Source organism: Vulgatibacter sp., from assembly GCF_041687135.1.
Taxonomy (GTDB): Bacteria; Myxococcota; Myxococcia; order Myxococcales; family Vulgatibacteraceae; genus JAWLCN01.
Genome location: NZ_JAWLCN010000006.1, coordinates 15,761 through 38,998 on the forward strand (window position 1 = coordinate 15,761; position 23,238 = coordinate 38,998).

The window sequence follows — 23,238 nt, forward strand, 5'->3', positions numbered from 1 at the left end:
CTAGCCGATCGTGCAGAGCGGCATTCGCCTCCTCGTCGGAGGTGGGTGCCGCTTTGTGCGTTCCTGGGGCTGCCTGCTGGTTGGGCAGCAGGCGCCCGGGGATCGGGCAGTCCCGGCGCTGGCAGGGGCGGGGCGGGCGCCTGGGGGCCGTTCTACGCCTCCGGCATCCCGGCTGCACCGGGGCCAGGGGCAGGAGGTGGCCCCATGGCAGCCAATGGCCTCGTCGATACCCTCTTCGTGCTCGTCTGCGCGCTCCTCGTCTTCTTCATGAACGCGGGCTTCGCGCTGCTGGAATCCGGCCTCTGCAGGGCGCGCAACGCCGCCTCGGTGCTGGCCAAGAACTTCGCCGTTTTTGGTATCGCCGCGCTGGCGTATTGGGCGGTGGGCTACGGGCTGATGTTCGGCGCAGCCGAGTGGGCGCTCGGCGGGCTGGTCGGGCGCTCCGGCTTCTTTCCCGACGGCAGTGGAAGCGCGCCGGTGGCGATCCCCGAGAGCGCCTTCTTCTTCTTCCAGCTCGCGTTCGTCGCCACCGCTGCATCCATCGTCAGCGGCGCGGTGGCCGAGCGCACGAAATACGTTTCGTATCTCGTCTTCTGTCTCGCCTGCTGCGGCGTGATCTATCCGGTGGTGGGGCATCTGGCCTGGGGCGGCGGGTGGCTCACCCGTCTCGGCTTCCTCGACTACGCCGGCTCCACGGTGGTTCACGCCACCGGCGGTACCGCGGCCCTCGTCGGCGCCTGGCTGGTGGGCCCGAGGCAGGGGAGCTACGACGCGGCGGGCAGGCCCCGGGCGCTCCCCGGTCATTCGCTCGCCCTCGCCACCCTGGGCAGCTTCGTCCTCTGGCTCGGCTGGTTCGGCTTCAACGCCGGCTCCGGTCTCGCCTTCGACGAGAACGCCCTTCGGGTCATCCTGACCACCGTGCTCGCATCCTCCGCCGGCGTGCTGTCGTCCACTGCGGTGGCGTGGTGGCGCCTCGGCAAGCCGGAGCTGACCATGACGCTCAACGGCTGCCTCGGCGCGCTGGTCTCGATCACCGCCGGCTGTGCCGTGGTGACACCGGGCGCGGCGGTGGTGATCGGCGCCGGCGGCGGCGCCCTCGCGGTGCTGGCGGTGCCGATCTTCGATCGGCTGCGGATCGACGATCCGGTGGGCGCGCTGGCCGTGCACCTCTGCTGCGGGATCTTCGGCACGGTCGCGGTGGGGCTCTTCGCCAGCCCGGCGCTGGTGGTGGAGGGCGCGTCCTTCGGCCTGCTCTACGGCGGGGGCGTGGGGCTCCTCGGTGTGCAGCTCCTCGGTTGCGCCGCCGTGGTGCTCTTCGTCGGGCTGGCCTCGCTGGGGCTCTTCACCGCCATCCGGCGCACCATCGGCCTTCGGGTGGAGCCGGAGGAGGAGGCGATCGGCCTTGACCGCGCCGAGATCGGCGTCGTCGCGTACGGCGAAGCGGTGCAGGGCGCGTTGATCGAGCCTCGCCGGGAGCCACCCGCGCCGCCGGCGCCGGTGGTGGCGCCGCGGCCGAGCGAAGCATGATCGGCTAGCGGCGAACCAGCGGCGCGAGCTTCGCGAGGTCTTCGAAGAAGCGCGCGCGCTCCCGGCGGCGGGACTCGTCGTCGGGGGCGCGGAGCACCGAGGAGGGATGGACCGTGGCCATCACCCACGGTGCGAGCCCGGTGCGCTCGAGGAGCTCGCCGCGCGATTGCGTCACCCGGAAGCCCCGGCCGAGGAGCGCCTGGGCCGCGGTGGCGCCGAGACAGACCACGGCCAGCGGCTTCACCGCCGCGAGCTCCGCGTCGAGCCAGGGCCTGCAGGCGGCGATCTCCCGGGCGTTGGGCTTGGCGTGGATCCGGCGCTTGCCGCGCGGCTCCCATTTGAAGTGCTTCACCACGTTGGTGACGTAGGCGAGGCTGCGGTCGATGCCGGCGGCCTCGAGCCCCTGGTCCAGCAGCTTGCCGGAAGGGCCGACGAAGGGCGCGCCGGCGAGATCCTCCTCGTTGCCCGGCTGCTCGCCGACGAAGACGATCCTGGCGCCCTGCGGCCCGGCGCCGAAGACGGTCTGCGTGCCCCGTTCCCAGAGCTCACAGGCCCGGCAGCCCGCAGCTGCCTCCCGGAGGGCATCGACCCCGCCCGCCCGCGGGACGAGGGGGGCGGCGGTTTCGTCGGGGGCCGGTTTTTTCGCCATCGCGCCTCGATGGCCATGGTGCGGCGCCGCTGCCGCCCCCCGATGAGGGGCAGGTGTTGCTTCCCTGTCGGGGTATTACTCCCGCTGCCAACTTTCTGTCACACTTGGTGTTTCTCGAGCCGCAAAGCTGTCCGGAGGCAGGCGATCATCGCCTGTCTTCCCGGCTCAGGACGTGTTGTCGGTGTTCACACTGCACGGGAGGGACACGTGCGCAGCTTGCGTTGGCTTGTCGTACTCATTCCGATCCTCGCCGCCTGTTCCTGCGAGGAAAAGATCTCTGCTGCTGCCGGCGACGTCGTCGCGACGCCGCAGTCGCTCGACTTCGGCGGTGTCTTCCTCGGCGAGGAGGGCGAGGCGGAGGTCGTCTTCCGCAACGATGGCAGGACCCACGTCACGCTCTCGGCTGCGGAGCTGCCGCCGAATTTCCTGGTGAAGCCAGCGAATCTCGAGATCGCGCCGGGCGCCACCGCGAATTGGACCTTCATCTTCGTCCCCGAGGTGGTCGGAGCCGCTGCAGGCGAGGCGAAGCTCGAGATCACCGGCGCCAAGAACAAGGAGATCCTCCTGCCGCTGCAGGGCGTCGGCCTCGCCCGCGACGTGATCGTCGAAGCGCTCGATTTCGGTCTCGTCCCCATCGGTGAGGAGCGGACCCTGCCGCTCGAGGTGAAGAGCGGCAGCGAGGGCGTGCTCAGCGTCGAGATGACGCTGACCGGCTCCGAGTCCAGCGCCTACCAGATCAACACCAGCCGCCTGGAGCTCGGCCCCAACGAGACCACTACTGTGCAGGTGACCTTCCAGCCGCAGGTCCGCGGCCCGCACGTGGCCCGGCTGCTGCTGAAGACCTGCGCCGACTGCCAGGAGCAGAGCGTCCGGATCACCGGGCAGGGCGCCGTCCAGGAGCTGCGTCCCGCCCCCAGCAGCATCGACTTCGGCATGGTGACGCCGGGCAACGTCAAGACCCGCAACCTCAAGGTCACCAACACCGGCGACCTGCCGGTGCAGATCGGCAGGGTGGGGCTGCTGCCCGAGGGCGGCCCCGACTTCCACGCCGACGCGACCGCGTTCCCGATGGAGCTCGCCGCCGGCGAGAGCGTCTCCTTCGACGTCTCCTTCCAGCCGCCGCAGGACGCCGAGTACATCGAGCAGGCGAACGCCGTGCAGTTCTACGCCGCGGACGCCAACACGCCGATCTTCAACGTCCCGGTCACCGGCAGGCCCGGTGGCCCGAACCTCGGGGTCTTCCCGGAGCTGATCGACTTCGGCCAGCAGCCGGTGAACCTCCGGGTCGAGAACGTCGTCACCGTCCGCAACTTCGGTGAGCCCGCCGCCGTGCGTATCGTCGCCGCCCGCCTCGAGGGCCCCGGCGCCGCCGCCTACACCCTGCAGATGCGCCGGCAGATCGGCGAGGACGCGGAGGAGTGGATCGCGCCGGAGCTGGGCCTTCCGGCAGACGTCGGCGATGCGGTCGCCAACTTCAAGGTCTCCTTCCGCGGCACCGCTCCCGGCGACTACGGCGCGGAGCTCGTCATCTCCACCGACGACGACGAGGACCCGGAGTTCCGGATCCCCGTCACCGGCAACGCCAGGGAGACCGGCCCCTGCAGCCTCCAGGTGCGGCCCGGCACCCTGCGCTTCGGCCTGGTGGCCAACGGCGGTGAGTACACGCGCTCGGTCAACGTGCAGAACACCGGCGTAGACGACTGCCTGATCTGGGACGTGCGGCTGGCTGCGAACGGCTCGCCCTTCTTCGTCACCGCCGGTGTGCCGACCACCACGACGCTCATCCCCGCAGGCGGCAGCCTCCCCCTCGCGGTGCGCTTCATCCCGCAGGGCCTGGCCGACGTGCGGCAGGAGTCGACGCTCTCCTTCGCCCACTCGACCCCGGGCACCCCGCGGATGGAGATCCCGGTGAGCGGCCTGCCCAGCCGCTACAACCTCGAGGTCACGCCGAACCCGGTGATGTTCGGGGCGCTGCCCATCGACTACCGCAGCAACGTGAACGTCACGGTGAGCAACGTCGGCTCCTTCGCCGTGAACATGGTGAGCGGGAACAAGACCACCGAGACCTCCGCGGAGTTCGGCATCCAGCCGGCCCTCGGCGTTCCCGGCCCCCTCGCCGAGGGAGGCCAGGCGGTCTACCAGGTGAGCTACGCCCCGGCGGAGGCCGGTGGTGACAACGGCATGTTCGAGCTCTGGATCCAGGAGGCGACGGAGCCGCTCCTCCTCGACGCCCGTGGCTCCGGTACCGACGAGGAGTGCGGGGAGCTCTGCGCAGCGCCGCAGGCGATCTGCCCCGGTGCCCAGACCACCAACGTGAACAACCAGATCGTGCTCGCAGGCTCGGGCTCCGATCCCGCCGGCGACTCTCTCAACTGCACCTGGCGCGTCGCCTCCGGCCCCACCGGCTCCCGCGCCGCGCCGGACAACGCGGCGCAGTGCGTGACCACCTTCACCCCGGACATCGTCGGCGACTACGTGATGGAGCTGACCGTCACCGACCCGATGGGCAACACCGGCACCTGCACCGCCGACGTGCACGCCAATCCCTTCGGCGGCCTCTGGGTCGAAATGTACTGGAGCCCCGCTGGTGACATGGACCTGCACATGCTCCACCCGAACGCAGGGTCGGGTACGCAGCGCGCCTCCTGGACCGACTCGAGCTACGCCTGCTTCTACGCCAACTGCGTGACCAGCCGCGGCGGCACCCTCGCCTGGGATACGAGCAGCGTGAACGACGATCCGAGCCTCGACCGGGACGACATCCCCGGCACCGGCCCGGAGAACATCCGCATCAACCAGCCGAGCACGACCCACAGCTACGCGGTCGGCTTCAAGAACTTCAGCAACTCCAACACGCCGATCACGGTGACCTACAACGTCTACTGCGGCGGCGCGCTGGTGAACGCGGCGAACAACACCTTCACCTCGACCACGGTCTCCGAGTTCATCTACGTCGGTGACGTGCAGTACGCGAGCGCAGCGGCCTGCACCTTCACGCCGAACGGGACGGTGATTCCTCCGTGACGATCACGCCCCCTTGCGCGCAGCGTCCAGCGCTGCGCGCAGGGGGCCGTACATCGAGTCGCCCTTGCCTGCATAACCGATGAGGCGGAAGGTGGCCCGGCGATCCCGGTCCACCACCACGAAGGTGGGCCAATGGAGCATGGCCACCATCTCCGCCCACTCGCGCGCATCCCGGTGGTGGTAGACCCCCGGCATGCCGATCGGGAGCCCGAGCTCCTCGAGCACACGCTCGGGGTAGCCGGGCTCTTCGTCGTCCGGGAACTCGGGCACATGGAGGGCGACGAAGGGGACGCCCGCCTCCGCTGCGAGGGGGACGAGATCCTGCAGCCCCTTCTTGCAGTACCAGCAGGAGGCTCCCCACATCCCGATGAGCCACGGCGGATCGGGTGGCAGCTCGGTGAGCCAGCCGCCGGCATTGCCCACGTAGCCGGCGCTGGGCAGCGGGGCGATGAGCCGCGGCGGCTCGATCGGCCCGCCGCGCTTCGATTCGATGAGGTCGCTCATGGAACGAACGTAGCGCCCGAACCCGGCCTCCGCAGCGCGAAGGCCGGGTGGGGGATCGTGCCGAAAAACGCCACGATCCCGCCGAAAACGAGAGGTTTCCTGCTTGACGGAGCAGCGAGGGCAGGGGTAGAAATCCCCCCACCTTACGGCGCCATAGCCAAGTGGTAAGGCAGAGGTCTGCAAAACCTCCATTCCCCGGTTCAAATCCGGGTGGCGCCTCCAGGAAACGAGAAACCCCGGTCCCAGCGGCCGGGGTTTTTTCGTCTCTGGCCCGGCCGGGCGCACGTGCGATGATGGTGGGCCCCTGCGTGCCAGCCCCTGGCCCGCTCCGACAACTGCGCGAGGCCCCCTTGGAGACGCTACCGGCACTGCTCACGGTGGCCGGCTCGTACGCCGGATACCTCCTCGCCCTGCGGCGGGTGCGGGTCTACCGTGGCAGGAAGGCGGGGCCTTCGCTCGAACTCCTCCGCCGCTACGATCACGTGGCCCTGGCGGGAGAGCTTTCGCCGGTGCGGGCGGCAGACGACACCACCGCCACCGGCCCCCGCCTCGTGCCGGTGCCGAGCGGTCCTGTCGGAACGCTCCCCGCGATTTGGGCGGAGGCGCCCTGGTCCTTCGCCGCGCCCACGCGCCTCGCCGCGGCCAGGGAGGAGCTCCTCCTCGGCCTGCCGGCGGAGGCCGCGGCGCAGGCAGCGGGGCAGGGCGCTCCACCGGAGGCGGTGCGCTCGCTCTTCACCTGGGCCTTCCTCCATCGGCTCTTCGGCGGGGAGCTCGCCATGGCGCGCGAGATCGCCGAGGCCCTGCGCACCCTCGACCCCGGCGCAGGCTCCCTGGTCCACCGGCTCCTCGCCAGGCTCGAGGCGGTGCGCGCAGAGGTGGAGCCCGGCGCCACCGAGGCAGCCGCAGCAGCAGGCCTCGAGCACCTGCGCCGGGGCGCGGTGCGGGGCCTGCCCGCACCCCCTGCGGAGGCCGGCCTCGTCGCCCATTTCGAGGTGCTCCGGCTCACGCTCTGGGAGCTCGAGTGGCGGGAGCTGGCGGTGCGCCGGCAGCTCCGGCGGGCACAGGCCCGGCACCCGCAGGCGCCGGTGCTCCACCTGGTGCGGGCCCACCTCGCCGCGGTGCTGGGCGACGGCCCGGGCGCCGCCGATCATCTGGCCCGCGCCCTCTACTACGCCCGCGGCGACGCCTTCTACGCGAGGCCCGTCGCAGCCTCGCCCTACCTGGCCCGGGTCCGCCCGGCGCTGGTGGCCGAGGCCCGCGGGCTCCTCGATGGGGCGCGGCAGCAGGGCGGGGGCGAGTCGATCGGATGACCCGGGCCGCTCCTGCGCGCCTGGCCGTGGAGGCTCACACGCCGGGTGTAGCGTGTGCGGCGAGGTCGGACGTCAATCACACGGCAAGTGAGATTCCACGCCCGCCGCGATTGACTTGGCGGAGGTGCCCAACCTACAGTCGCAGGCCTTCTGGCCAGAGGGCACGCGCCCGGGAACCTGCTGCATGAACGTGGCCTCCTTCGGCCTTTCCGACGTCGGGCGCAAGCGCCAGCACAACGAGGACGCCTTCCTCGCCGACGACGGTCTCGGGCTCTACATCGTCTGCGACGGCATGGGTGGCCACGCTGCCGGCGAGGTCGCCGCCGCCCGCACCACCGAGGTGATCCGCGAGCACGTCGCCGCGAACCACCAGGTGCTCCAGGATCTCGCCACCGAACCCTCGCCGAAGAACCGCGCCGCCGCGGTGGCGCTGGTGGAAGCTGCGGTGCAGAAGGCCTGCGCCGCGGTCTACCACCTCGCCCAGGCCGACGCGGAGAAGCGCGGCATGGGCACCACCTGCGTGGTGCTCCTCGTCGCCGGCGAAAAGGCGGTCATCGGCCACGTCGGCGACTCGCGCATCTACCTCCTGCGCAACGACGAGCAGCACCAGCTCACCGAGGACCACACCCTGGTCCAGGCGCAGCTGAAGCAGGGCGTGATCACGCCGGAGCAGGCCCTCGTCTCGCCCTACCGCAACGTGATCACCCGCGCCGTCGGCATCCAGGAGTCGGTGCAGGTCGACACGCTCCTCACCGACGTGGTGCCGGGCGACGTCTTCCTCCTCTGCTCCGACGGCCTCCACGGCTACCTCGCCGACGACGAGGGGCCGCGGATCGCAGCGCAGGGCACCACCTCGGATCTGGCGCAGCGCCTGGTCGACCTCGCCAACGATCGCGGCGGCAAGGACAACGTCACCGCGCTGGTGGTGGCCACCGAGGGCCCCCGCGCCGGGGGCGCTCGCGGCGAAGCGGAGGCGCGCCTCGAGGCGATGCGGAAGATCCCGCTCTTCCAGCACCTCAGCTACAAGGAGCAGATGGCGGTGCTCGCCATCGCCAACGCGCGCTCCTACGCAGCAGGCCAGGAGATCGTCCGGGAGGGTGCACCTGCCGAGCAGCTCTTCGTGGTGGTGAAGGGGCGCGTGGTGGTCGAGGCCACCGGCACCCCCGTCGCCGAGCTCCGCGCGGGCGCCCACTTCGGCGAGATGGGGCTCATCGATCAGGCCTCCCGCTCCGCCACCGTGCGCGCCCTCGAGCCCACCCGCTGCGTCGTCCTCGGGCGCCTCGAGCTCCTCGCGCTGATGCGCAAGGAGCCGGTGCTGGCGGTGAAGCTCCTCTGGAGCCTGGTGGGCGGCCTCGCCGAGCGGCTCCGCGCCACCAACGCCGAACTCGCCGAGGCGCGGCAGGGCGTGGTGCTCTCGCCGGGGCTCCCCGGCAACGAGATCCGAAAGCAGTAGCGCCCGGCGCTACGCCGTGCGCCGGGCGCTTTCCCACTCCCCGCCGCGGTCGATCCGCGCGGCGGGTCGACGGGCGTCCGCGTTGCAGCCACCCGGCCACGTCGGGGGGCGGGCGAATGGGCGCCGCCGCAGCAAACTCAGAATCAGATGGGGCCACGTGCCCCCGTGGGGCGCCGGCGGAGCCCGACCTCCACGACCTCTTCGCATCCACGGCGCCACGAGGCGCCGCATCCAGGAGTACGCCGCAATGGCTCGCATCCCCGTCGCCGTGGTGGGCGCTACCGGCCTCGCCGGCCAGCAGTTCCTCGCCGCCCTCGAGAACCACCCCACCTTCGACCTGCAGGTGGTCGCCGCCAGCTCCCGCAGCGCGGGCAAGCGCTACCGCGACGCGATCAAGGACGAGCGCGGCTCGTCGCAGTGGTTCGCGAGCCAGCGTGTCCCCGAGGCCTACGCCGATCTCGTGGTCCAGGACGGATCGAAGCTCGACCCCACCAGCGTCGGCCTCGTCTTCTCCGCCGTCGACGGCGACACCGCCCGGATCCTCGAGGCGGAGTACGCCCGCACGACGCCGGTGGTCTCCACCGCCAGCGCCTACCGCTACGAGGAGGACGTGCCACTCCTCATCCCGCCGGTGAACGCGGAGCACGCGAGGCTGATCGAGACCCAGCAGCAGCGCCGCGGCTGGAAGGGCTTCGTCGCCCCGATCCCCAACTGCACCACCACCGGCCTCGCCGTGACCCTCGCCCCGCTCGTCGAGCAATTCGGCGTGGATATGGTGCTGATGACCTCGATGCAGGCGGTCTCCGGCGCGGGGCGTTCGCCCGGCGTGATCGCCCTCGACGTCGTCGACAACGTGATCCCCTACATCCCGAAGGAGGAGGAGAAGGTCCAGGTCGAGACGAGGAAGATCCTGGGCGGCCTCGCCGGCGCCGGGATCACGCCCCACCAGATGGCCGTCTCCTGCACCTGCACCCGCGTCGCCGTCCTCGACGCCCACACCGAGAGCGTCTTCGTGAAGCTGGCGAAGAACGCCTCGCCCGCCGAGGTGGCGCAGGCGATGCGCGAATGGCGCGGCGCCGAGGTGGCCCGCGACCTGCCGTCCGCCCCCGCGCGCTGGATCGAGGTGAGTGACGATCCCTTCCGCCCGCAGCCGCGCCTCGACCGCGAGGCCGGCGGCGGCATGGTCACCACCGTGGGCCGGGTCCGCGAGGAGGCGGCGCTGGGCGGCGCGAAGTACGTGCTCGTCTCCCACAACACGAAGATGGGCGCAGCCCGCGGCGCCATTCTCGTCGCCGAGACGCTTCACGCACAGGGATACATCCGCTGACCGCACGCGCTGCCGAGACGGTGGAACATCGGGGTTCGCGGGCAGCTCCGCCTCGTGCAGCTGTTCGAGCGCTGCTGCCGCGGCGCATTCTTGCCACGCCGTGCGATTATCAGGAATGGTGAGACTCAGTTAATCCGGGCTCCGCTCGCACTGCACGAGATCGTAGACGGAGCTCTCCCCAGGGATGCAGGTGCACGTGCAATCGCCGAAGACGGTTGGCGAGGAGAATCCTCGGCAGGTGGAGCAGAGCAAGTCAGGGCACACTTGGAGAGCATCTGCGCCCGGATTGCAGCTCCATCCGTCTTCCGGTGTGCATACATCCCCCGGGAGCGGAAGCCCGGCACAAGCCAGTTCTCCGGCAGAGCAAGTCCGCCGATCAAAGAGTGGCGGCACGCACGTCCACTCCTCATTTACGCACTTCGGCTCTTGGAGCCAATCGTCACGGCAACTCCGGACACACCTGAAGTCCTCGTGGACCTGCACTCCGCAATCTCGAACTTCGCCGCCGCCACCGCCTTCCCCAATCGCACCACCGGTACCGCCCACGCCCGCAACGGCGCCGCCAGTTCCAGCGTCTGAATCCTGCCCTCTGGGCGATCGACCTGCGTCAACCTCGCCGCATGCAGCGGCAGCAAGAAGGAGTGCAAGGAGCGCGAGCGCGGAATTCATTGAAGATCATCCCATCGAAAGGCTGCTAGTCAGACTCTGCGGAGCACGGAGGAGCCCCGCGCTCCGCGAGACCTCTTACGGCGAGCTGACCATCCAGACCCAGGCCGTCTCCAACAGGTTGGCGGGATCACGACGGACGAATGGAGTGGTGTCCTCCAAGACGACCCTTACGATGTGTTCGCCTCCCCCGAAGGTGTAGGTGAAGCTGCTGCCGCCCGCTTGTTTTAAGGCGCCGTTCACGTACCAGCGAAACACTCCACCTCCTGGAACCAGGCTGTTGATGGCGAAGGTACTGGTCCCGCCGGGCATTACCGTCACGTTGAGGGCCGAGGGCGTGAACGACCCAATCATATGCGACCGGCTATAGAGGCGAAGCACGAGGGCTTCCTTGCAGATTTCGCAGTGCTCCTCGTGGCTCGCCCGCATCTTGCAGTCGGCTTCTGGTCGGAACAGACCATACATATGCCCACCGGCACCCTCGAAGCAGCCGACTCCCCCAATGCCGTGCCAAACGTTCCACTTGCTACAGGTGTGATCAGCCGTCATGTTGGCGTACTGAGGCTCTGGACCCGAGTAGGTCGTGAACATGTTGTATTCGTCGTACAGGCCGCCGAACGCATGTCCGAACTCGTGCGTCAAGGTGTCGTTGCCGACTCCGCTGGAACCCTGGTAGGCGACAGCGATCGGGCCGGAGCTGCAACCGCCATGTCGTGCATCGTTGACAATGACTGCAACGACACCTTCAAAATCCGGCGCGAGACCGGCATCTCGAAGGACCGCTTCGTCGTCCCTCGTGAAAAGGCAGATGCCCGCACCGTTGTACGCGTACGTAGCGTCGTAGTACGTGTCCTTCACGATTGGCGGCGATGCGTCCGGATGGTCAGCACCGGACTCGGCGGACGCCCTGAACACGGCATGAACGTTGAACGAGCTTCTATAGCTCGCGTAGGGCTCAGTGCCGCGCAACAACCAATCGGACCAGTCCTCAGCATCAGCGAAGAACTTTGCCTTTTCGCTGAGTGTGTAGCCATCGCCCAGGACGACGATGTCGTAGCGCTCTTCGGAAGGGCCGTTCGAGAAGAGCGTTCGCACTTCCGGTAGCGTCATCTGCAGCTTCCAGCCTCGCGTGGCCAAAAGCTCCAAAGCAGCATTGCTATAGACTTGGTCGAAAGCGATTGGAACATCGAAGCTACCCGCAGCGAGAAGACTGACCTCATCCACACTGCCTGCCGCCATTACGCGGGTATCCTGCTGTTCGGTAAGATCTGGAATCTTGACAACGAAAGCGATCGTAGGTCTACGAAGGATGTCGCCGTCGATCACCCAGTCGGAGCCGCCTAGATTCCAACCAGATCCATCCAGCGCTACCGAATACAGTACCGTGCTGTCGGCACCCAGAAGCTCAAGTCGATTGCCACTCGACGGAAACGTTGTGGTACCAATGTACGGGACGTTCATCCGCTGCGCACGCTCGATGGTCAGGCCGGTGGCGTCTCCGCTAACCAGGAGCATCAGGGTACTCTGCGAAATCACCGACTTCTCGGCAGCTACTGCGGCGTTCGGGATTAGTAGTGTGATGCACATGAGCATCGCGGAACATAGGCCACGCGCCCCGTCTGCGCAGAGTGCAGCAGTGCGCACCAGCGTTGATGCCTTTGACTCGCTCACGAACAGGCTGACAATCGACGAACTCATAGCCCCCTCCCAAGCCGCGCTGCACGTTACGGCCACCGGAAGTTCTTGCCTCGCCTCGGAGCACCTGGTCAATGGCGCTGCCCCCAAGGGGTTGTGCTGCGGTCAAGTCCCGATGTGTGTGTAGTTCGTAGCAGACCGAGGGAAGATCCATTGCTTGAGGCGGCCCGTGCCTCCTGCTTCTCAAACGCAGTCATGTCGAGGTAGCGGCGGTCGGTCCAGATGCTCGTAACCCGCAGCGCCACCGAGCTGATCAGCCGCAGCGCGGACGCCCGATCAGGGAACGATCCCACCGCGAGGATCCGCCTCTTGATTTCCCCGTGCAGGCGCTCGAGCCCGTTGGTCGAACGGATGCGCCGCCAGCGAGCCTCGGGGAAATCGTAGAAGACCGCCGACGCCTCGAGTCCGGCCTCGAGGCACTCGATGGCCTCCGGCACCAGCTTTCCCAACCCCGCCTTCAGTGCCTCCACACGCTACTTCGCCTCGCCCTTCGACGCTGCCGCGAAGACCTCGGATACCTCATTCGCTAGACGGGTGCGAAGCCGCTGCGGCGCCTTGGTGAGGACGTTCCGCTGCAGGTGCACGACGCAGCGCTGCTGCTTCACCTTCGGCAGGAGGCGGCGGACGGCGGCGGCTATCCCGCGGTGTGGAGCGTCACGGTAATTGACCCCCGAACGACACGGAAACTGACCCCCTCCCGCCTCGGACAAAAGGAAGGTCCAGTTGGAGCAGGAGAGGAGAGTTGGGGCACCGCCGTCGGCGGAGGTGCCGATGGTCGAACCGGAGGTGGTCAAGCAGATGCGCGAGTTCGCGGCGAAGGGCTTGGGCACCAAAGCGATCGCTGCCGAGCTGGAGGGGCCCGCAACACAGTCCGACGGTACCTCCGCGGTGCGCAGGCCGGCGTCATCGAGCGGCCGGGTGGGCGCAGGCTGGACGAGGCCCAGCGGAAGCAGGCCGAGGAGCTGTTCAAGCAAGTCGCCGAGGGCAACGCCGTGGTGGTGCGGGACATGCTAGTGGCCGAAGGGGGCGAGTTCGGTGTCCGTACCGTACAGCGAGCCGTGGAGCGCTACCGACGGAGCGTCCGTGCCGAGGAGTTGGCGACGATCCGGGTCGAGACCGAGCCGGGTCGCCAGATGCAGATCGACTTCGGCGAGAAGAAGGTCCGGATTGGTGGCGTCGAGGTTCGGGTGCACCTGCTCGCCGCGGTCCTCGGCCACTCGAGACGCATCTTCGTAAAGGCCATTCTTGCCGAGCGGCAAGACGACTGGCGTGAGGAGATCGCTGAGGCGTTCCCTCATTTCGGCGGCGTCCCGCGGGAGCTCCTCGGAGACAACGCGAAGGCCCTGGGTGATCTCACGCGGCCGGGAGCTGCAGACGGTTACCTTCCACCCGGCGTATGTCGCGTTCTGCAAAAGCTGGGGGGTGACGCCGAAGGCGTGTGCTCCGTACCGCGCGCGCACCAAGGGGATGGTCGAGTCGGGCGTGAAGTACGTGAAGCGCAACCCACTGGCCGGGCGCGAGTTCGCTTCCTTCGCCGAGCTGGAGGCGCACCTCGCGGCGTCGACGAGCCAGGCCGACGCCCGCGTCCATGGGACCACGCACGAGGTGCCGAACATCAGGTTCGTTCGAGCGTGATGAGCGCGAGGCACTCCGCCCGCTGCCAGCCCGGCCCATCCCCAGCCGCGAGAAGCGGATGCAGCGAACGGTGTCGAACGACTCCTTCGTCAACATCGACAGCGTCCGCTACAGCTCCCCTGGGGCATCGTGCGCGAGGACGTCGGGGTCGCGGTCGGCGAGACAGAGGTGAGCATCTTCTTCGGTAGCGCGCTGGTCGCGCAGCATGCTCGGTGCACCGAGCCGCACGCCGAGATCCGCAACCCGGAACACTTCGCAGGTCTCCACCGCGAGCCTACAGCCGTCGAGGAGCCGATCCCCGCAACCCTGGAAGCTCTCGGCAGGAGCCTCGCGGACTACGACGCTGTGATCGGCCAGGAGCCAGCATGAGCGACATCGTGCACGCGCGTGTCCTCGAGCACCTGGGACGCCTACCGCTCGGCCACCTCGCCCAACGTCTCGACGCAGCTCTGTCCGAGGCCGCTTGTACCGAGCCGAACCTGGCGTTTCTCGATCAGGTCCTCGGCGACGAGATCGGCGCGAAGCAGCGGAAGCGGGCGACGATCGGCATCCAGATCGCCCACTTTCCCGCGGTCAGGACCCTCGACACCTTCCAGTTCAAGTTCCAGCCCTTGGTCGACGAAAAGCTGGTGCGGGAGCTCTGCACCGGCCGTTTCATCGCCAACGGCGAGAACGTTCTGCTCTTTGGTCCACCGGGCGTCGGGAAGACTCACCTCGCGATCGCAATCGGCCGCGCGGTGATCGAGGCAGGCAACGCGGTACTCTTCAGGAGCGCAACGGCGCTCTCGGCTGCACTCGCAAAGGCCGAGGAGGGAACACGGAAGATCCGATTCCCAAGTGCCGTCGGTCGGACAGACCTTGCGCATCGAGAGCAGGCGGCCGGCGCGTTGCCTTCGTCACGGAAGTGCGGTACGCCTTGGAACCCTGCTAGCATAATTTTTACCTGCTCCGGCCATGTGTCGCCGGACTTCGGAGCTCCCTACCGAATGAGCCAGCTCCTCAAGATCGTCCTGACCGCCGTCGCCGTGATCGTCGTCTCCGTCATGGCCATCAACAAGTACAACGACACGGTCGAGACCTACGAATACAAGCTCGCCCGCGCCGACATCCGGGCCGATTACCTCGAGCGCTCCGCGACCGTGCGGGCGATCCAGGATCCCGTGCGCTACGAAGAGGAGGCCCGCGGCCTCTTCAAGTGGTACCTGGGCGAGCTCACCGAGCTCTACAACCGCTACCCGGCCCACAAGAACACCGAGGACGGCTACCTGGCGGAGCTCGAGGCGCGCAAGGCTGCCGGCCAGCTCGACGGCGAGGAGTTCGAGGCCTACAAGGCCTCCTACGACCAGGTGAAGGAGATCTGGGACCTGGTGAAGGCGGGCCGCTACAGCCCGGCGCTCACCGCAGCCGACGGCGCGATGCGCATCGACTTCCTCGAGTTCGAGCCCACCACCATCGACGGTGAGAAGGGCGTGAAGGGCCGCTTCGTGCTCTGGGGCGCGCAGCGCCGCAAGCTCGAGGAGAAGAGCTCGAACGGCGTCGTCTCCTACCGCTACGACGTGCAGGCCGCGTTCCAGGACGTGCAGCTCAAGCTCGCGGGCAAGGACGGCAAGCCGGTGGCCGAGGCCTCCTTCGGCCTGCCCTCCGGCCCCTACGTCCCCTTCCCGGAGCAGAAGCTCGCCGACTTCCCGCCGATGGCCTACATCGGCTCGTTCGCCTTCCCGGTTCTCCCGAACCAGGCGACGCAGGCGGAGATCGAGTCGGTGGTCGTGTCGCGCTCCGCGACCGGCCGCGACATCGAGGCCCGCTTCGCGTGGAAGAAGGAGGTCCCCTCCGAGTGGAAGCTCGCAGAGGGTGAGACCTGGAGCGGCGCCGACGTCGAGGAGCGCGAGGAGCTCGCGAGGTAATCCCGGCGCCAGCTGCTGCAACGACGACGGGCGGGCCTGCGAGGGCGCCGCCCGTCGCGCGTTTCGGGGCCGCGAGGGGGAAAGGTGAAGCGGAGCAAAGGGTTGTCGCCTGACCAGATCCCCTCTGCTAGAGTCCGCCGCCCCATGAAAGACGCTGCCTTCCTCTCCTTCGTCAAGCTTTTGCCCAAGCGCCAGCTCTCTCGCTTCGTGGGCGGCGCCACCCGCCTCGACGGCGCCCGCGGCGCCCACCAGGCCGCCATCCGCGCCTTCGCCCGCCAGTACCAGGTGAACGTCGAGGAGGCCGAGCTGCCCATCGAGGCCTACGAGACCTTCGGCGAGTTCTTCGTCCGCAAGCTCAAGCCCGGCATCCGCCCCGTCGCCCCCGGCGAGGACGTGGTCGTCTCCCCGGTGGACGGCACGGTGAGCCAGGCGGGCCACACGGCGAACGGCAGGCTGATCCAGGCCAAGGGCCGCGACTACTCCCTCGCGGCGCTCCTCGACGACGAGGAGGAGGCCCGCCATTTCTCCGGCGGCGCCTTCACCACCATCTACCTCTCGCCCCGGGACTACCACCGCATCCACGCGCCGCTGGGCGGCAGGATCACCGGCTGGTCCTACGTGCCCGGCAACCTCTGGCCGGTGAACCGCCCGTCGGTCCGCGGCGTCCCCGATCTCTTCGCGGTGAACGAGCGCGCCATCGTCTGGATGGAGACCGCGGTGGGCCGCGTCGCGGTGATCGCCGTGGGCGCCACCATCGTGGGCCGGATCCGCCTCGCCTTCGACGAACTCGCCACCAACCAGGGTGAGCCCGCCAGGCGCGTGCGCTACGAGGCGCCGCGCACCATCAACAAGGGCGACGAGCTCGGCATGTTCGAGATGGGCTCCACCGTGATCCTCTGCTTCGAGCGGGGGAAGGTGGCGCTCGACGACAGGCTCCAGCCGGAAGTGCCGCTCCTCCTCGGCGAGCGGATCGGCGGGCGGCCCCAGCAGGACGCGACATGAAGATCAACTCGGTCAAGGGCATGAACGACGTCCTTCCCACCGCGGAGGGGGACTCGGTCGCCTTCAACGGCAGGCTGTGGGAGCGGGCGGAGGCGGTCTTCCGCGACGTGATGCGCCGCTACGCCTTCGACGAGGTGCGCACGCCGATCGTGGAGGAGGCGCAGCTCTTCTCCCGCGCGGTGGGCGAGGCCACCGACATCGTCGGCAAGGAGATGTACACCTTCGAGGATCGCAGCGGGAAGAAGCTCCTCGCCCTGCGTCCCGAGGGGACCGCCGGCGCCGTCCGCGCCTACATCGAGCACGGCCTGCCGATGCGCGATCCGGTACAGCGCTGGTGGTATTTCGGCTCGATGTTCCGCCACGAGCGGCAGCAGAAGCACCGCTACCGCCAGTTCTACCAGGTGGGTGTGGAGCTCTTCGGCGTGGCCCAGCCCGAGGCGGACGCCGAGGTCCTCTCGCTCTGCAACGCGATCCTCGTGGACCTCGGTCTCGAGGGGATCGAGCTGCGCTTGAACAGCCTCGGCGACGAGCAGTGCCGGCCCGCCTACCTCGAACTCCTCTCGGCCTTCCTGCGCGAGCGGCGCGAGCAGCTCTGCCCGGAGTGCAGGGACCGGCTCGAGCGCAACCCGCTTCGCGTCCTCGACTGCAAGAACGAGGGCTGCCAGGCGGTGGTGGCGGACGCACCGGCGAGCCACGAGCACCTCTGCGCGCCGTGCAGCGAGCACTTTGCCAGGGTCCGCGCCTCGGTCGATCGCCTCGGGATCAAATACCGGCTCGACAAGAACCTGGTGCGCGGCCTCGACTACTACACCCGCACCTCGTTCGAGTTCCTCGCCAGCGCCCTGGGCTCCGCCCAGCAGACCGCGGTCTGCGGCGGCGGCCGCTACGACGGCCTGGTGAAGCAGCTCGGCGGCGCCGACACGCCGGCGATCGGCTTCGGCATGGGCGTGGAGCGGATCTGTGCCCTCCTCGCGCAGCAGGGCGTGCCTGCGCACGCACCGGCGCTCTTTCTCGCCATCGGCGACGAGGCCGCCCGCGAGGAGGTCCTCGCCCTGGCCACCGAGGCGAGGTCGAAGGGGCTCGCGGCGGAGGCGGATTTCCGCGGCGGCAAGATCGCCCGGCAGCTCGGCCGCGCCGACAAGCGCGGCGCCCGCTTCGCCGTGGTGATCGGCGGCAACGAGCTCGCCAGCCGGCGCGCGAAGCTGAAGGACATGCGGGGCGGCGAGGAGACCGAGGTCGCCCTCGACGAGCTCGTGGCCGAGGTCGCCCGCCGCGTCGGCGGGTGAGCGCCGTGGCCACGCCCTGGATCCGGCGCACCGCCTCCGCATCGACGGGGCCGGTGCTGCCGGCGATCGTCGGCCCCACCGCCTCGGGCAAATCGGCGCTGGCCCTCGCCGTGGCCGCGCGCCTGCCCGTCGAGATCGTCTCCTGCGATTCGCAGGCGATCTACCGCTGCCTCGACGTGGGCACCGCCAAGCCCACCGCAGCAGAGCGCGCGCTGGTGCCGCACCACCTCGTCGACGTGGCCGATCCCGCCGAGGACTACTCCGCGGCGCGCTTCGTCGAGGAGGCGGAAGTTGCGATCGCCGCGATCCGCGCCCGTGGTCGCATCCCCCTCCTCGTCGGCGGCACCGGCCTCTACCTGCGCTCGCTGATTCGCGGGATCTTCGAGGCGCCGCCGAAGGACGAGGCCCTGCGCCGCGGGCTCGAGGCCCGCGCCGCTGCGGAAGGGCCGGAGGCGCTCCACCGGGCGCTCGCTGCGGTCGATCCCGAGACCGCCGCGCGGCTGCCCCCCGCCGACGTGCTCCGGGTCGTCCGCGCCCTCGAGGTCCACGCCCTCACCGGCAAGGCCCTCTCCGCCCACCACCGCGACCACGAGGCGCAGCCGCCGCGCCACCGGGCCCTGGTCCTCGGTTGCAGCCCGCCCCGCGACGAGCTCTACCGCCGCGTCGACCTGCGGGCGGCGCAGATGTTCGAACAGGGCCTCGTCGAGGAGGCGGTGCGCGTCGCCGCCGACTCGGAAGCCCGGGCCCGCCTCGAGAGGCTCATGGGCTACCGCGAGGCGCTGCTCCTGGCCGACGGCGCGATCTCCGCCGAAGAGGCCCTCGAGCGCACCCGCGTCGAACAGCGCCGCTACGCGAAGCGCCAGCTCACCTGGTTCCGTGCGATGCCCGAGGTGGAGTGGCTGCCCTGGCCGGCGAATCCGGATGCGGTTGCAGCCCGAATCGCGGCGGCGCTCGCGAGCTGACGCGCTACTTGGCCGCCCGGAGCGTCGCCGCCCGGGCCGCTGCCAGCTCGGCACCCTTCGCGTCACCCAGCGCCTCCAGCGCCTGCGCGAGGATCGCCGCCGCCTCCGCGTCGTGCTTCGCCTCCTCCGCCACCCGCACCGCCGCCTGTGCCGCGAGGCCGCGCTCGACCAGCATCCGGGCCAGGTGGATCTCCGACCGGCCGCTCGTTTCGGCCGTGGGCAGCGGGCAGGAGAGGGCGGGGCCGGGGTCGCACCAGGCCGGCTCCACGTGGCCGGGATGGGCGAGGGCGACGGGGACGAGCAGGCGAACGAGCCATTCCATGGCGAGCAAGCTAGCCACGACGCACCGCTTCAACCCACAGGTCGGCCCAACGCGCCGTTTACTCCCGGACGCGGCGATGCTAAACCGCGCGGACCATGAGCCACTACGCGCTCGAATTCGAAAAGCCGCTCCTCGAGCTGGAGCGGAAGATCGATGAGCTGAAGCAGCTTTCCACGGGTGGGGCCAACGACTTCGGTGACGAGCTGGGCAAGCTCGAACGGAAGGCGAAGAAGCTCCAGTCCGAGATCTTCTCCGACCTCAGCCGTTGGCAGGTGGTGCAGTTGTCGCGCCACCATGGCCGGCCCTACACGCTCGACTACGTCCAGCATCTCTTCACGGACTGGGTCGAGCTGCACGGCGATCGTCGCTTCGCGGAGGACCAGGCCATCGTCGGCGGGTTCGCGCGTTTCGACGGCGAGCCGGTGCTGGTGCTCGGCCACCAGAAGGGTCGCTCCACCAAGGAGAACATGCAGCGGAACTTCGGGATGCCTCGTCCCGAGGGCTACCGCAAGGCCCTGCGCCTGATGGAGATGGCCGAGCGGTTCAACCGCCCCATCTTCTGCTTCATCGACACGCCGGGTGCCTACCCGGGCATCGGTGCCGAGGAGCGCGGCCAGGCGGAGGCGATCGCCTACAACCTGGAGATCATGGCGGGCCTCAAGGTCCCGGTGATCTGCACGGTGATCGGCGAGGGCGGTTCCGGCGGCGCGCTCGCCATCGGCGTCGGCAACCGCGTGCTGATGATGGAGTTCTCGGTCTACTCGGTGATCTCGCCGGAGGCCTGCTCCTCGATCCTCTACCGCGACCCGACCAAGGCCGAGAAGGCGGCGGAGGCCCTGAAGCTCACCGCCCCCGACCTCGCCGGCTTCGGCATCGTCGACGAGGTGATCGCCGAGGCCCCCGGTGGCGCCCACCGGGATCCGAAGCTCACCGCCGAGCGGCTGGGCAACGCGCTGCGCCGGCACCTGGGCGAGCTGAAGAAGCTCTCGCCCGAGCAGCTGGTCGACGATCGCTACGCGAAATTCCGCGCGCTGGGTGTTTTCGACGAAGAACTCGGCTGATCCCGCCCGCGCTCCCCGTATCGAAGTTTCGAAGTCCGAAGGAGTCACCGCAGATGTCGCTGGTCCCGAATTTCATCTCGAGCCTGTCGCCCTACGTCCCCGGCAAGCCCATCGAAGAGACGGAGCGCGAGTACGGGATCTCCAACGCGGTGAAGCTCGCCTCCAACGAGAACCCGCTCGGGCCCTCGCCGAAGGCGATGGCGGCGATCGCGCAGGCGCTGCCGAAGATGCACCTCTACCCGGACGGCGCGAGCTTCTATCTCAAGGAGAAGCTCGCCGGCTTCCTCGGGGTGAAGTCCGAGGAGCTGATGCTCGGCAACGGCTCCAACGAGCTGATCGAGCTCTTCATCCGGACCTTCGTCCACGGTGACGAGGAGCTCCTCGTCTCGGCGCAGACCTTCGTCATCTACAAGATCTCCGCGCAGGCGGTGGGCCGGAAGGTGGTCGAGGTGCCGATGCAGGATCGGCACTACGACCTCGAGGCGATGGCGAAGGCGGTCACCGACAAGACCCGCCTCGTCTTCATCGCCAACCCGGACAACCCGACCGGCACCTACCGCCCCGAGGCGGAGGTGGTGCGCTTCCTCGAGTCCGTGCCCGAGAAGGTCATCGTCGTCATGGACGAGGCCTACTTCGAGTACGTCACCGCCGCCGACTACCCGAAGTCGATGGAGCTCCGGAAGCGTTTCCCCAACCTGATCGTGATGCGGACCTTCTCGAAGGCCTACGGCCTCGCCGGGATCCGCCTCGGCTACGCGGTGGCGCGGCCGGAGATCTGCGACTTCGTCAACCGCACCCGCGCGCCCTTCAACGTCTCAGGCGTAGCGCAGGTGGCCGGCATGGCGGCGATCGACGACGCGGAGCACGTGCAGCGCACCCACGAGCTCAACGCGAAGGGCCTGCTCCAGCTCGCGACCGAGCTGCCGAAGTTCGGCCTCTCGCTCACGCCGTCGCAGTCGAACTTCTTCCTGGTCGACTTCCACCGGCCCGCAGGCCCCTTCTACGAGCCGCTGCTGCGCGAGGGCGTGATCGTGCGCCCGATGGGCGGCTACGGCTTCGGGACCTGCGCCCGCATCAACACCGGCACCGCCACCGATCACGAGCGGCTCTTCGCTGCCCTGGAGAAGGTGCTGCGGGCGTGAGCCGCGGCGGCGCCTTCCTCGTGGCCATCGACGGCCCGGCAGGTGCCGGCAAGAGCACCGTGAGCCGCCGGGTCGCCGAGCGGCTCGGCTTCGCCATGGTCGACACCGGGGCGATCTACCGCACCGTGGCCTGGGCCGCGGTGCGGGACGGGATCGCCTTCGACGACGACGCGGGGCTCGCCGGGCTCCTCGGCAGGATCCGGATCGAGTTCCGGCCCAGGCCCGGCGGCGGCCAGCTCGTCTTCCTCGACGGCGCCGACGTCTCCGCGGCGATCCGCACCCCCGAGATCAGCCGCGCTGCCTCCTCGGTCTCCGCCAGGCAGGTGGTGCGCGACGGGCTCCTCGAGCTCCAGCGCCGCCTCGCCCGTGGGGCGGGGAAGGGCGCCGTCCTCGAGGGGCGCGACATCGGCACGGTGGTCTTCCCCGATGCCGAGGCGAAGTTCTTCGTCACCGCCCGCCCCGACGTCCGGGCCGCCAGGCGCCACGCCGAGCTCTCGGCCCGTGGCGACGCGATCACGCTGGCCGAGGTGCTGGCGGATCAGAACCAGCGGGACAAGGACGACATGGAGCGGGCCATCGCCCCGCTCAGGCCCGCGGACGACGCGGTGGTGGTCGACACCAGCGACCTCTCCATGGACGAGGTGGTCGACAGAATCGTCGGCGAGGTCGAATCGCGGCTGGCTTCGGGCACGCTCCGCGGTTAGAGAGCGCGCAGCGAGGAGAGGACCATGCGGATCACGATCGCCAGGACTGCCGGTTTCTGCTGGGGTGTGCGGCGCACCGTCAACAAGGTGTTCGAGACGAGCGCCGCTGCGACCACGCCGGTGGCGACCCTCGGCCCCGTGATCCACAACCCCCAGACCATCGAGAAGTTCGAGGGGCAGGGGGTCAAGGTCTACCAGCAGGTCGAGGACGTGCCGGAAGGCACCACCCTCATCATCCGCACCCACGGCGCGGTGGTCCCGCAGCAGGCCCTCGCGAAGGATCGCGGTCTGCCGGTGATCGACGGCACCTGCCCCTACGTGAAGTTCCCGCAGGTGATGGCGCAGCGCCTCTCCCGGGACGGCTACCACCTGATCATCGTCGGCGACGAGAAGCACGCCGAGATCAAGGGCGTCGCCTCCTACGCCGAGGGCCCCTACACCATCCTGAAGACCGGCGAGCCGATCCCCGATCTGCCCGGCGTGAAGAAGGTGGCGGTGATCTCCCAGACCACCAACGACGCCACCCACTTCAAGGCGGTGGTGGCCGAGGCCGCGGTTCGCTTTCGCGAGGTCCGGGCGATCAACACGATCTGCTACGACACCGCCGAGCGGCAGACCGAGGTCCGGGAGCTCGCCCGGTCGGTGCAGGTGCTGATCGTGGTCGGCGGCAGGATGAGCGCCAACACCCGGCACCTCGCCGAGATCGGCGCGGAGATCCTCCCGCCGGACCGGGTCCACCACGTGGAGCGGGCCGAGGAGCTGGAGGCCGCCTGGTTCGAGGGCTTCGAGGAGATCGGCCTCTCCGCCGGTGCCTCCACCCCGGACGACGTGATCGAGTCGGTGGCAGCGCAGATCGACACCTTCGCCGCCGGGGGCGCGGAGCGGCGCTACCACCAGCCCTCCTTCACGCCGACCCACGCCAACCGTTGACGGCAGCGGCCTGCCGGGCGGTCCGCTGCCCGTCTCTTGCGGTGTGCGGCGCTGTGCGAATGTTCCGCTCTGGCGGCGCGTTGGCAGGAGGACGATTCGGCGCGTGCGCCGGCGATGGATCGGGCGTTTCGGCCC

At 69.4% G+C, this 23,238-nt stretch carries 17 protein-coding genes, 1 tRNA gene and 3 pseudogenes; 16 read left to right on the forward strand and 5 right to left on the reverse strand.

The window, feature by feature from the left end; all coding sequences use genetic code 11:
* The first annotated feature begins 204 nt into the window (after window positions 1–204).
* A complete protein-coding gene (locus tag ACESMR_RS14970; RefSeq protein WP_373047906.1) occupies window positions 205–1,527 on the forward strand; it encodes an ammonium transporter in 1,323 nt (440 codons plus the stop codon).
* 4 nt (window positions 1,528–1,531) lie between these two features.
* Here the strand turns inward: ACESMR_RS14970 and ACESMR_RS14975 are convergent, their stop codons facing one another.
* Window positions 1,532–2,176, reverse strand: a complete 645-nt coding sequence (locus ACESMR_RS14975) for a UdgX family uracil-DNA binding protein (RefSeq protein ID WP_373047907.1) — start codon at window positions 2,174–2,176, stop codon at window positions 1,532–1,534.
* A 216-nt stretch (window positions 2,177–2,392) separates the two neighbouring features.
* Here ACESMR_RS14975 and ACESMR_RS14980 point away from each other — a divergent pair, with 216 nt between their 5' ends.
* Window positions 2,393–5,200: a choice-of-anchor D domain-containing protein gene (locus ACESMR_RS14980; RefSeq protein WP_373047908.1), complete on the forward strand. Its 2,808-nt coding sequence runs from the start codon at window positions 2,393–2,395 to the stop codon at window positions 5,198–5,200.
* A gap of 3 nt (window positions 5,201–5,203) precedes the next feature.
* Here the strand turns inward: ACESMR_RS14980 and ACESMR_RS14985 are convergent, their stop codons facing one another.
* Window positions 5,204–5,704, reverse strand: coding sequence for a TlpA family protein disulfide reductase (locus ACESMR_RS14985; protein ID WP_373047909.1), 501 nt, complete (start codon window positions 5,702–5,704; stop codon window positions 5,204–5,206).
* 147 nt (window positions 5,705–5,851) lie between these two features.
* Here ACESMR_RS14985 and ACESMR_RS14990 point away from each other — a divergent pair.
* From ACESMR_RS14990 to asd (ACESMR_RS15005), 4 genes are all read left to right on the forward strand, one after another.
* A tRNA-Cys gene (locus tag ACESMR_RS14990) sits at window positions 5,852–5,926 on the forward strand.
* Window positions 5,927–6,054: 128 nt separating this feature from the next.
* Complete coding sequence (locus ACESMR_RS14995) at window positions 6,055–7,014, forward strand: hypothetical protein (RefSeq protein ID WP_373047910.1); 960 nt, start codon at window positions 6,055–6,057, stop codon at window positions 7,012–7,014.
* 184 nt (window positions 7,015–7,198) lie between these two features.
* The gene (locus ACESMR_RS15000) at window positions 7,199–8,467 is read left to right on the forward strand and encodes a Stp1/IreP family PP2C-type Ser/Thr phosphatase (protein ID WP_373047911.1); all 1,269 of its coding nucleotides are present in this window, start codon (window positions 7,199–7,201) and stop codon (window positions 8,465–8,467) included.
* A gap of 247 nt (window positions 8,468–8,714) precedes the next feature.
* On the forward strand, window positions 8,715–9,794 hold the full coding sequence (gene asd, locus ACESMR_RS15005; protein ID WP_373047912.1) for an aspartate-semialdehyde dehydrogenase: 1,080 nt from the start codon (window positions 8,715–8,717) through the stop codon (window positions 9,792–9,794).
* A 744-nt stretch (window positions 9,795–10,538) separates the two neighbouring features.
* Here the strand turns inward: asd (ACESMR_RS15005) and ACESMR_RS15010 are convergent.
* Both ACESMR_RS15010 and ACESMR_RS15015 read right to left on the reverse strand, forming a co-directional pair.
* On the reverse strand, window positions 10,539–12,158 hold the full coding sequence (locus ACESMR_RS15010; protein ID WP_373047913.1) for a M64 family metallopeptidase: 1,620 nt from the start codon (window positions 12,156–12,158) through the stop codon (window positions 10,539–10,541).
* 191 nt (window positions 12,159–12,349) lie between these two features.
* A pseudogene (locus ACESMR_RS15015) lies at window positions 12,350–12,802 on the reverse strand (transposase); the annotation flags it as partial.
* Window positions 12,803–12,926: 124 nt separating this feature from the next.
* On the opposite strand from ACESMR_RS15015, the pseudogene istA reads away from it, so the two are divergent.
* From istA to miaA, 6 genes and pseudogenes are all read left to right on the forward strand, one after another.
* A pseudogene (gene istA / locus ACESMR_RS15020) lies at window positions 12,927–14,159 on the forward strand (IS21 family transposase).
* Window positions 14,156–14,557: pseudogene (locus tag ACESMR_RS15025) on the forward strand (ATP-binding protein); the annotation flags it as partial. The pseudogenes istA and ACESMR_RS15025, both read left to right, overlap by 4 nt.
* A 219-nt stretch (window positions 14,558–14,776) precedes the next feature.
* On the forward strand, window positions 14,777–15,694 hold the full coding sequence (locus ACESMR_RS15030) for a hypothetical protein (protein ID WP_373048091.1): 918 nt from the start codon (window positions 14,777–14,779) through the stop codon (window positions 15,692–15,694).
* Window positions 15,695–15,838: 144 nt separating this feature from the next.
* Complete coding sequence (gene asd, locus ACESMR_RS15035; RefSeq protein ID WP_373047914.1) at window positions 15,839–16,696, forward strand: archaetidylserine decarboxylase; 858 nt, start codon at window positions 15,839–15,841, stop codon at window positions 16,694–16,696.
* Entirely contained in the window at window positions 16,693–17,982 is a 1,290-nt protein-coding gene (gene hisS, locus ACESMR_RS15040) for a histidine--tRNA ligase (protein ID WP_373047915.1), read from the forward strand. The genes asd (ACESMR_RS15035) and hisS overlap by 4 nt, the downstream gene beginning before the upstream one ends.
* Window positions 17,983–17,987: 5 nt before the next feature.
* Window positions 17,988–18,944 carry a tRNA (adenosine(37)-N6)-dimethylallyltransferase MiaA gene (miaA, locus tag ACESMR_RS15045; RefSeq protein ID WP_373047916.1) on the forward strand — a complete coding sequence of 319 codons (957 nt, stop codon included), beginning with the start codon at window positions 17,988–17,990 and terminating at the stop codon, window positions 18,942–18,944.
* Window positions 18,945–18,948: 4 nt separating this feature from the next.
* On the opposite strand, the gene ACESMR_RS15050 is transcribed toward miaA, so the two are convergent.
* The gene (locus ACESMR_RS15050; RefSeq protein WP_373047917.1) at window positions 18,949–19,266 is read right to left on the reverse strand and encodes a hypothetical protein; all 318 of its coding nucleotides are present in this window, start codon (window positions 19,264–19,266) and stop codon (window positions 18,949–18,951) included.
* A 95-nt stretch (window positions 19,267–19,361) separates the two neighbouring features.
* Between ACESMR_RS15050 and ACESMR_RS15055 the strand changes: the two genes are divergently transcribed.
* From ACESMR_RS15055 to ispH, 4 genes are read left to right on the forward strand one after another with little or no spacing between them, the layout of a single operon-like run.
* Window positions 19,362–20,327, forward strand: a complete 966-nt coding sequence (locus ACESMR_RS15055; RefSeq protein ID WP_373047918.1) for an acetyl-CoA carboxylase carboxyltransferase subunit alpha — start codon at window positions 19,362–19,364, stop codon at window positions 20,325–20,327.
* A 53-nt stretch (window positions 20,328–20,380) separates the two neighbouring features.
* Window positions 20,381–21,469, forward strand: a complete 1,089-nt coding sequence (gene hisC, locus ACESMR_RS15060) for a histidinol-phosphate transaminase (RefSeq protein ID WP_373047919.1) — start codon at window positions 20,381–20,383, stop codon at window positions 21,467–21,469.
* Complete coding sequence (gene cmk / locus ACESMR_RS15065; protein ID WP_373047920.1) at window positions 21,466–22,173, forward strand: (d)CMP kinase; 708 nt, start codon at window positions 21,466–21,468, stop codon at window positions 22,171–22,173. Before hisC ends, cmk begins: the two co-directional genes overlap by 4 nt.
* A gap of 24 nt (window positions 22,174–22,197) precedes the next feature.
* Window positions 22,198–23,103, forward strand: coding sequence for a 4-hydroxy-3-methylbut-2-enyl diphosphate reductase (gene ispH / locus ACESMR_RS15070; protein WP_373047921.1), 906 nt, complete (start codon window positions 22,198–22,200; stop codon window positions 23,101–23,103).
* Window positions 23,104–23,238 lie beyond the last annotated feature (135 nt).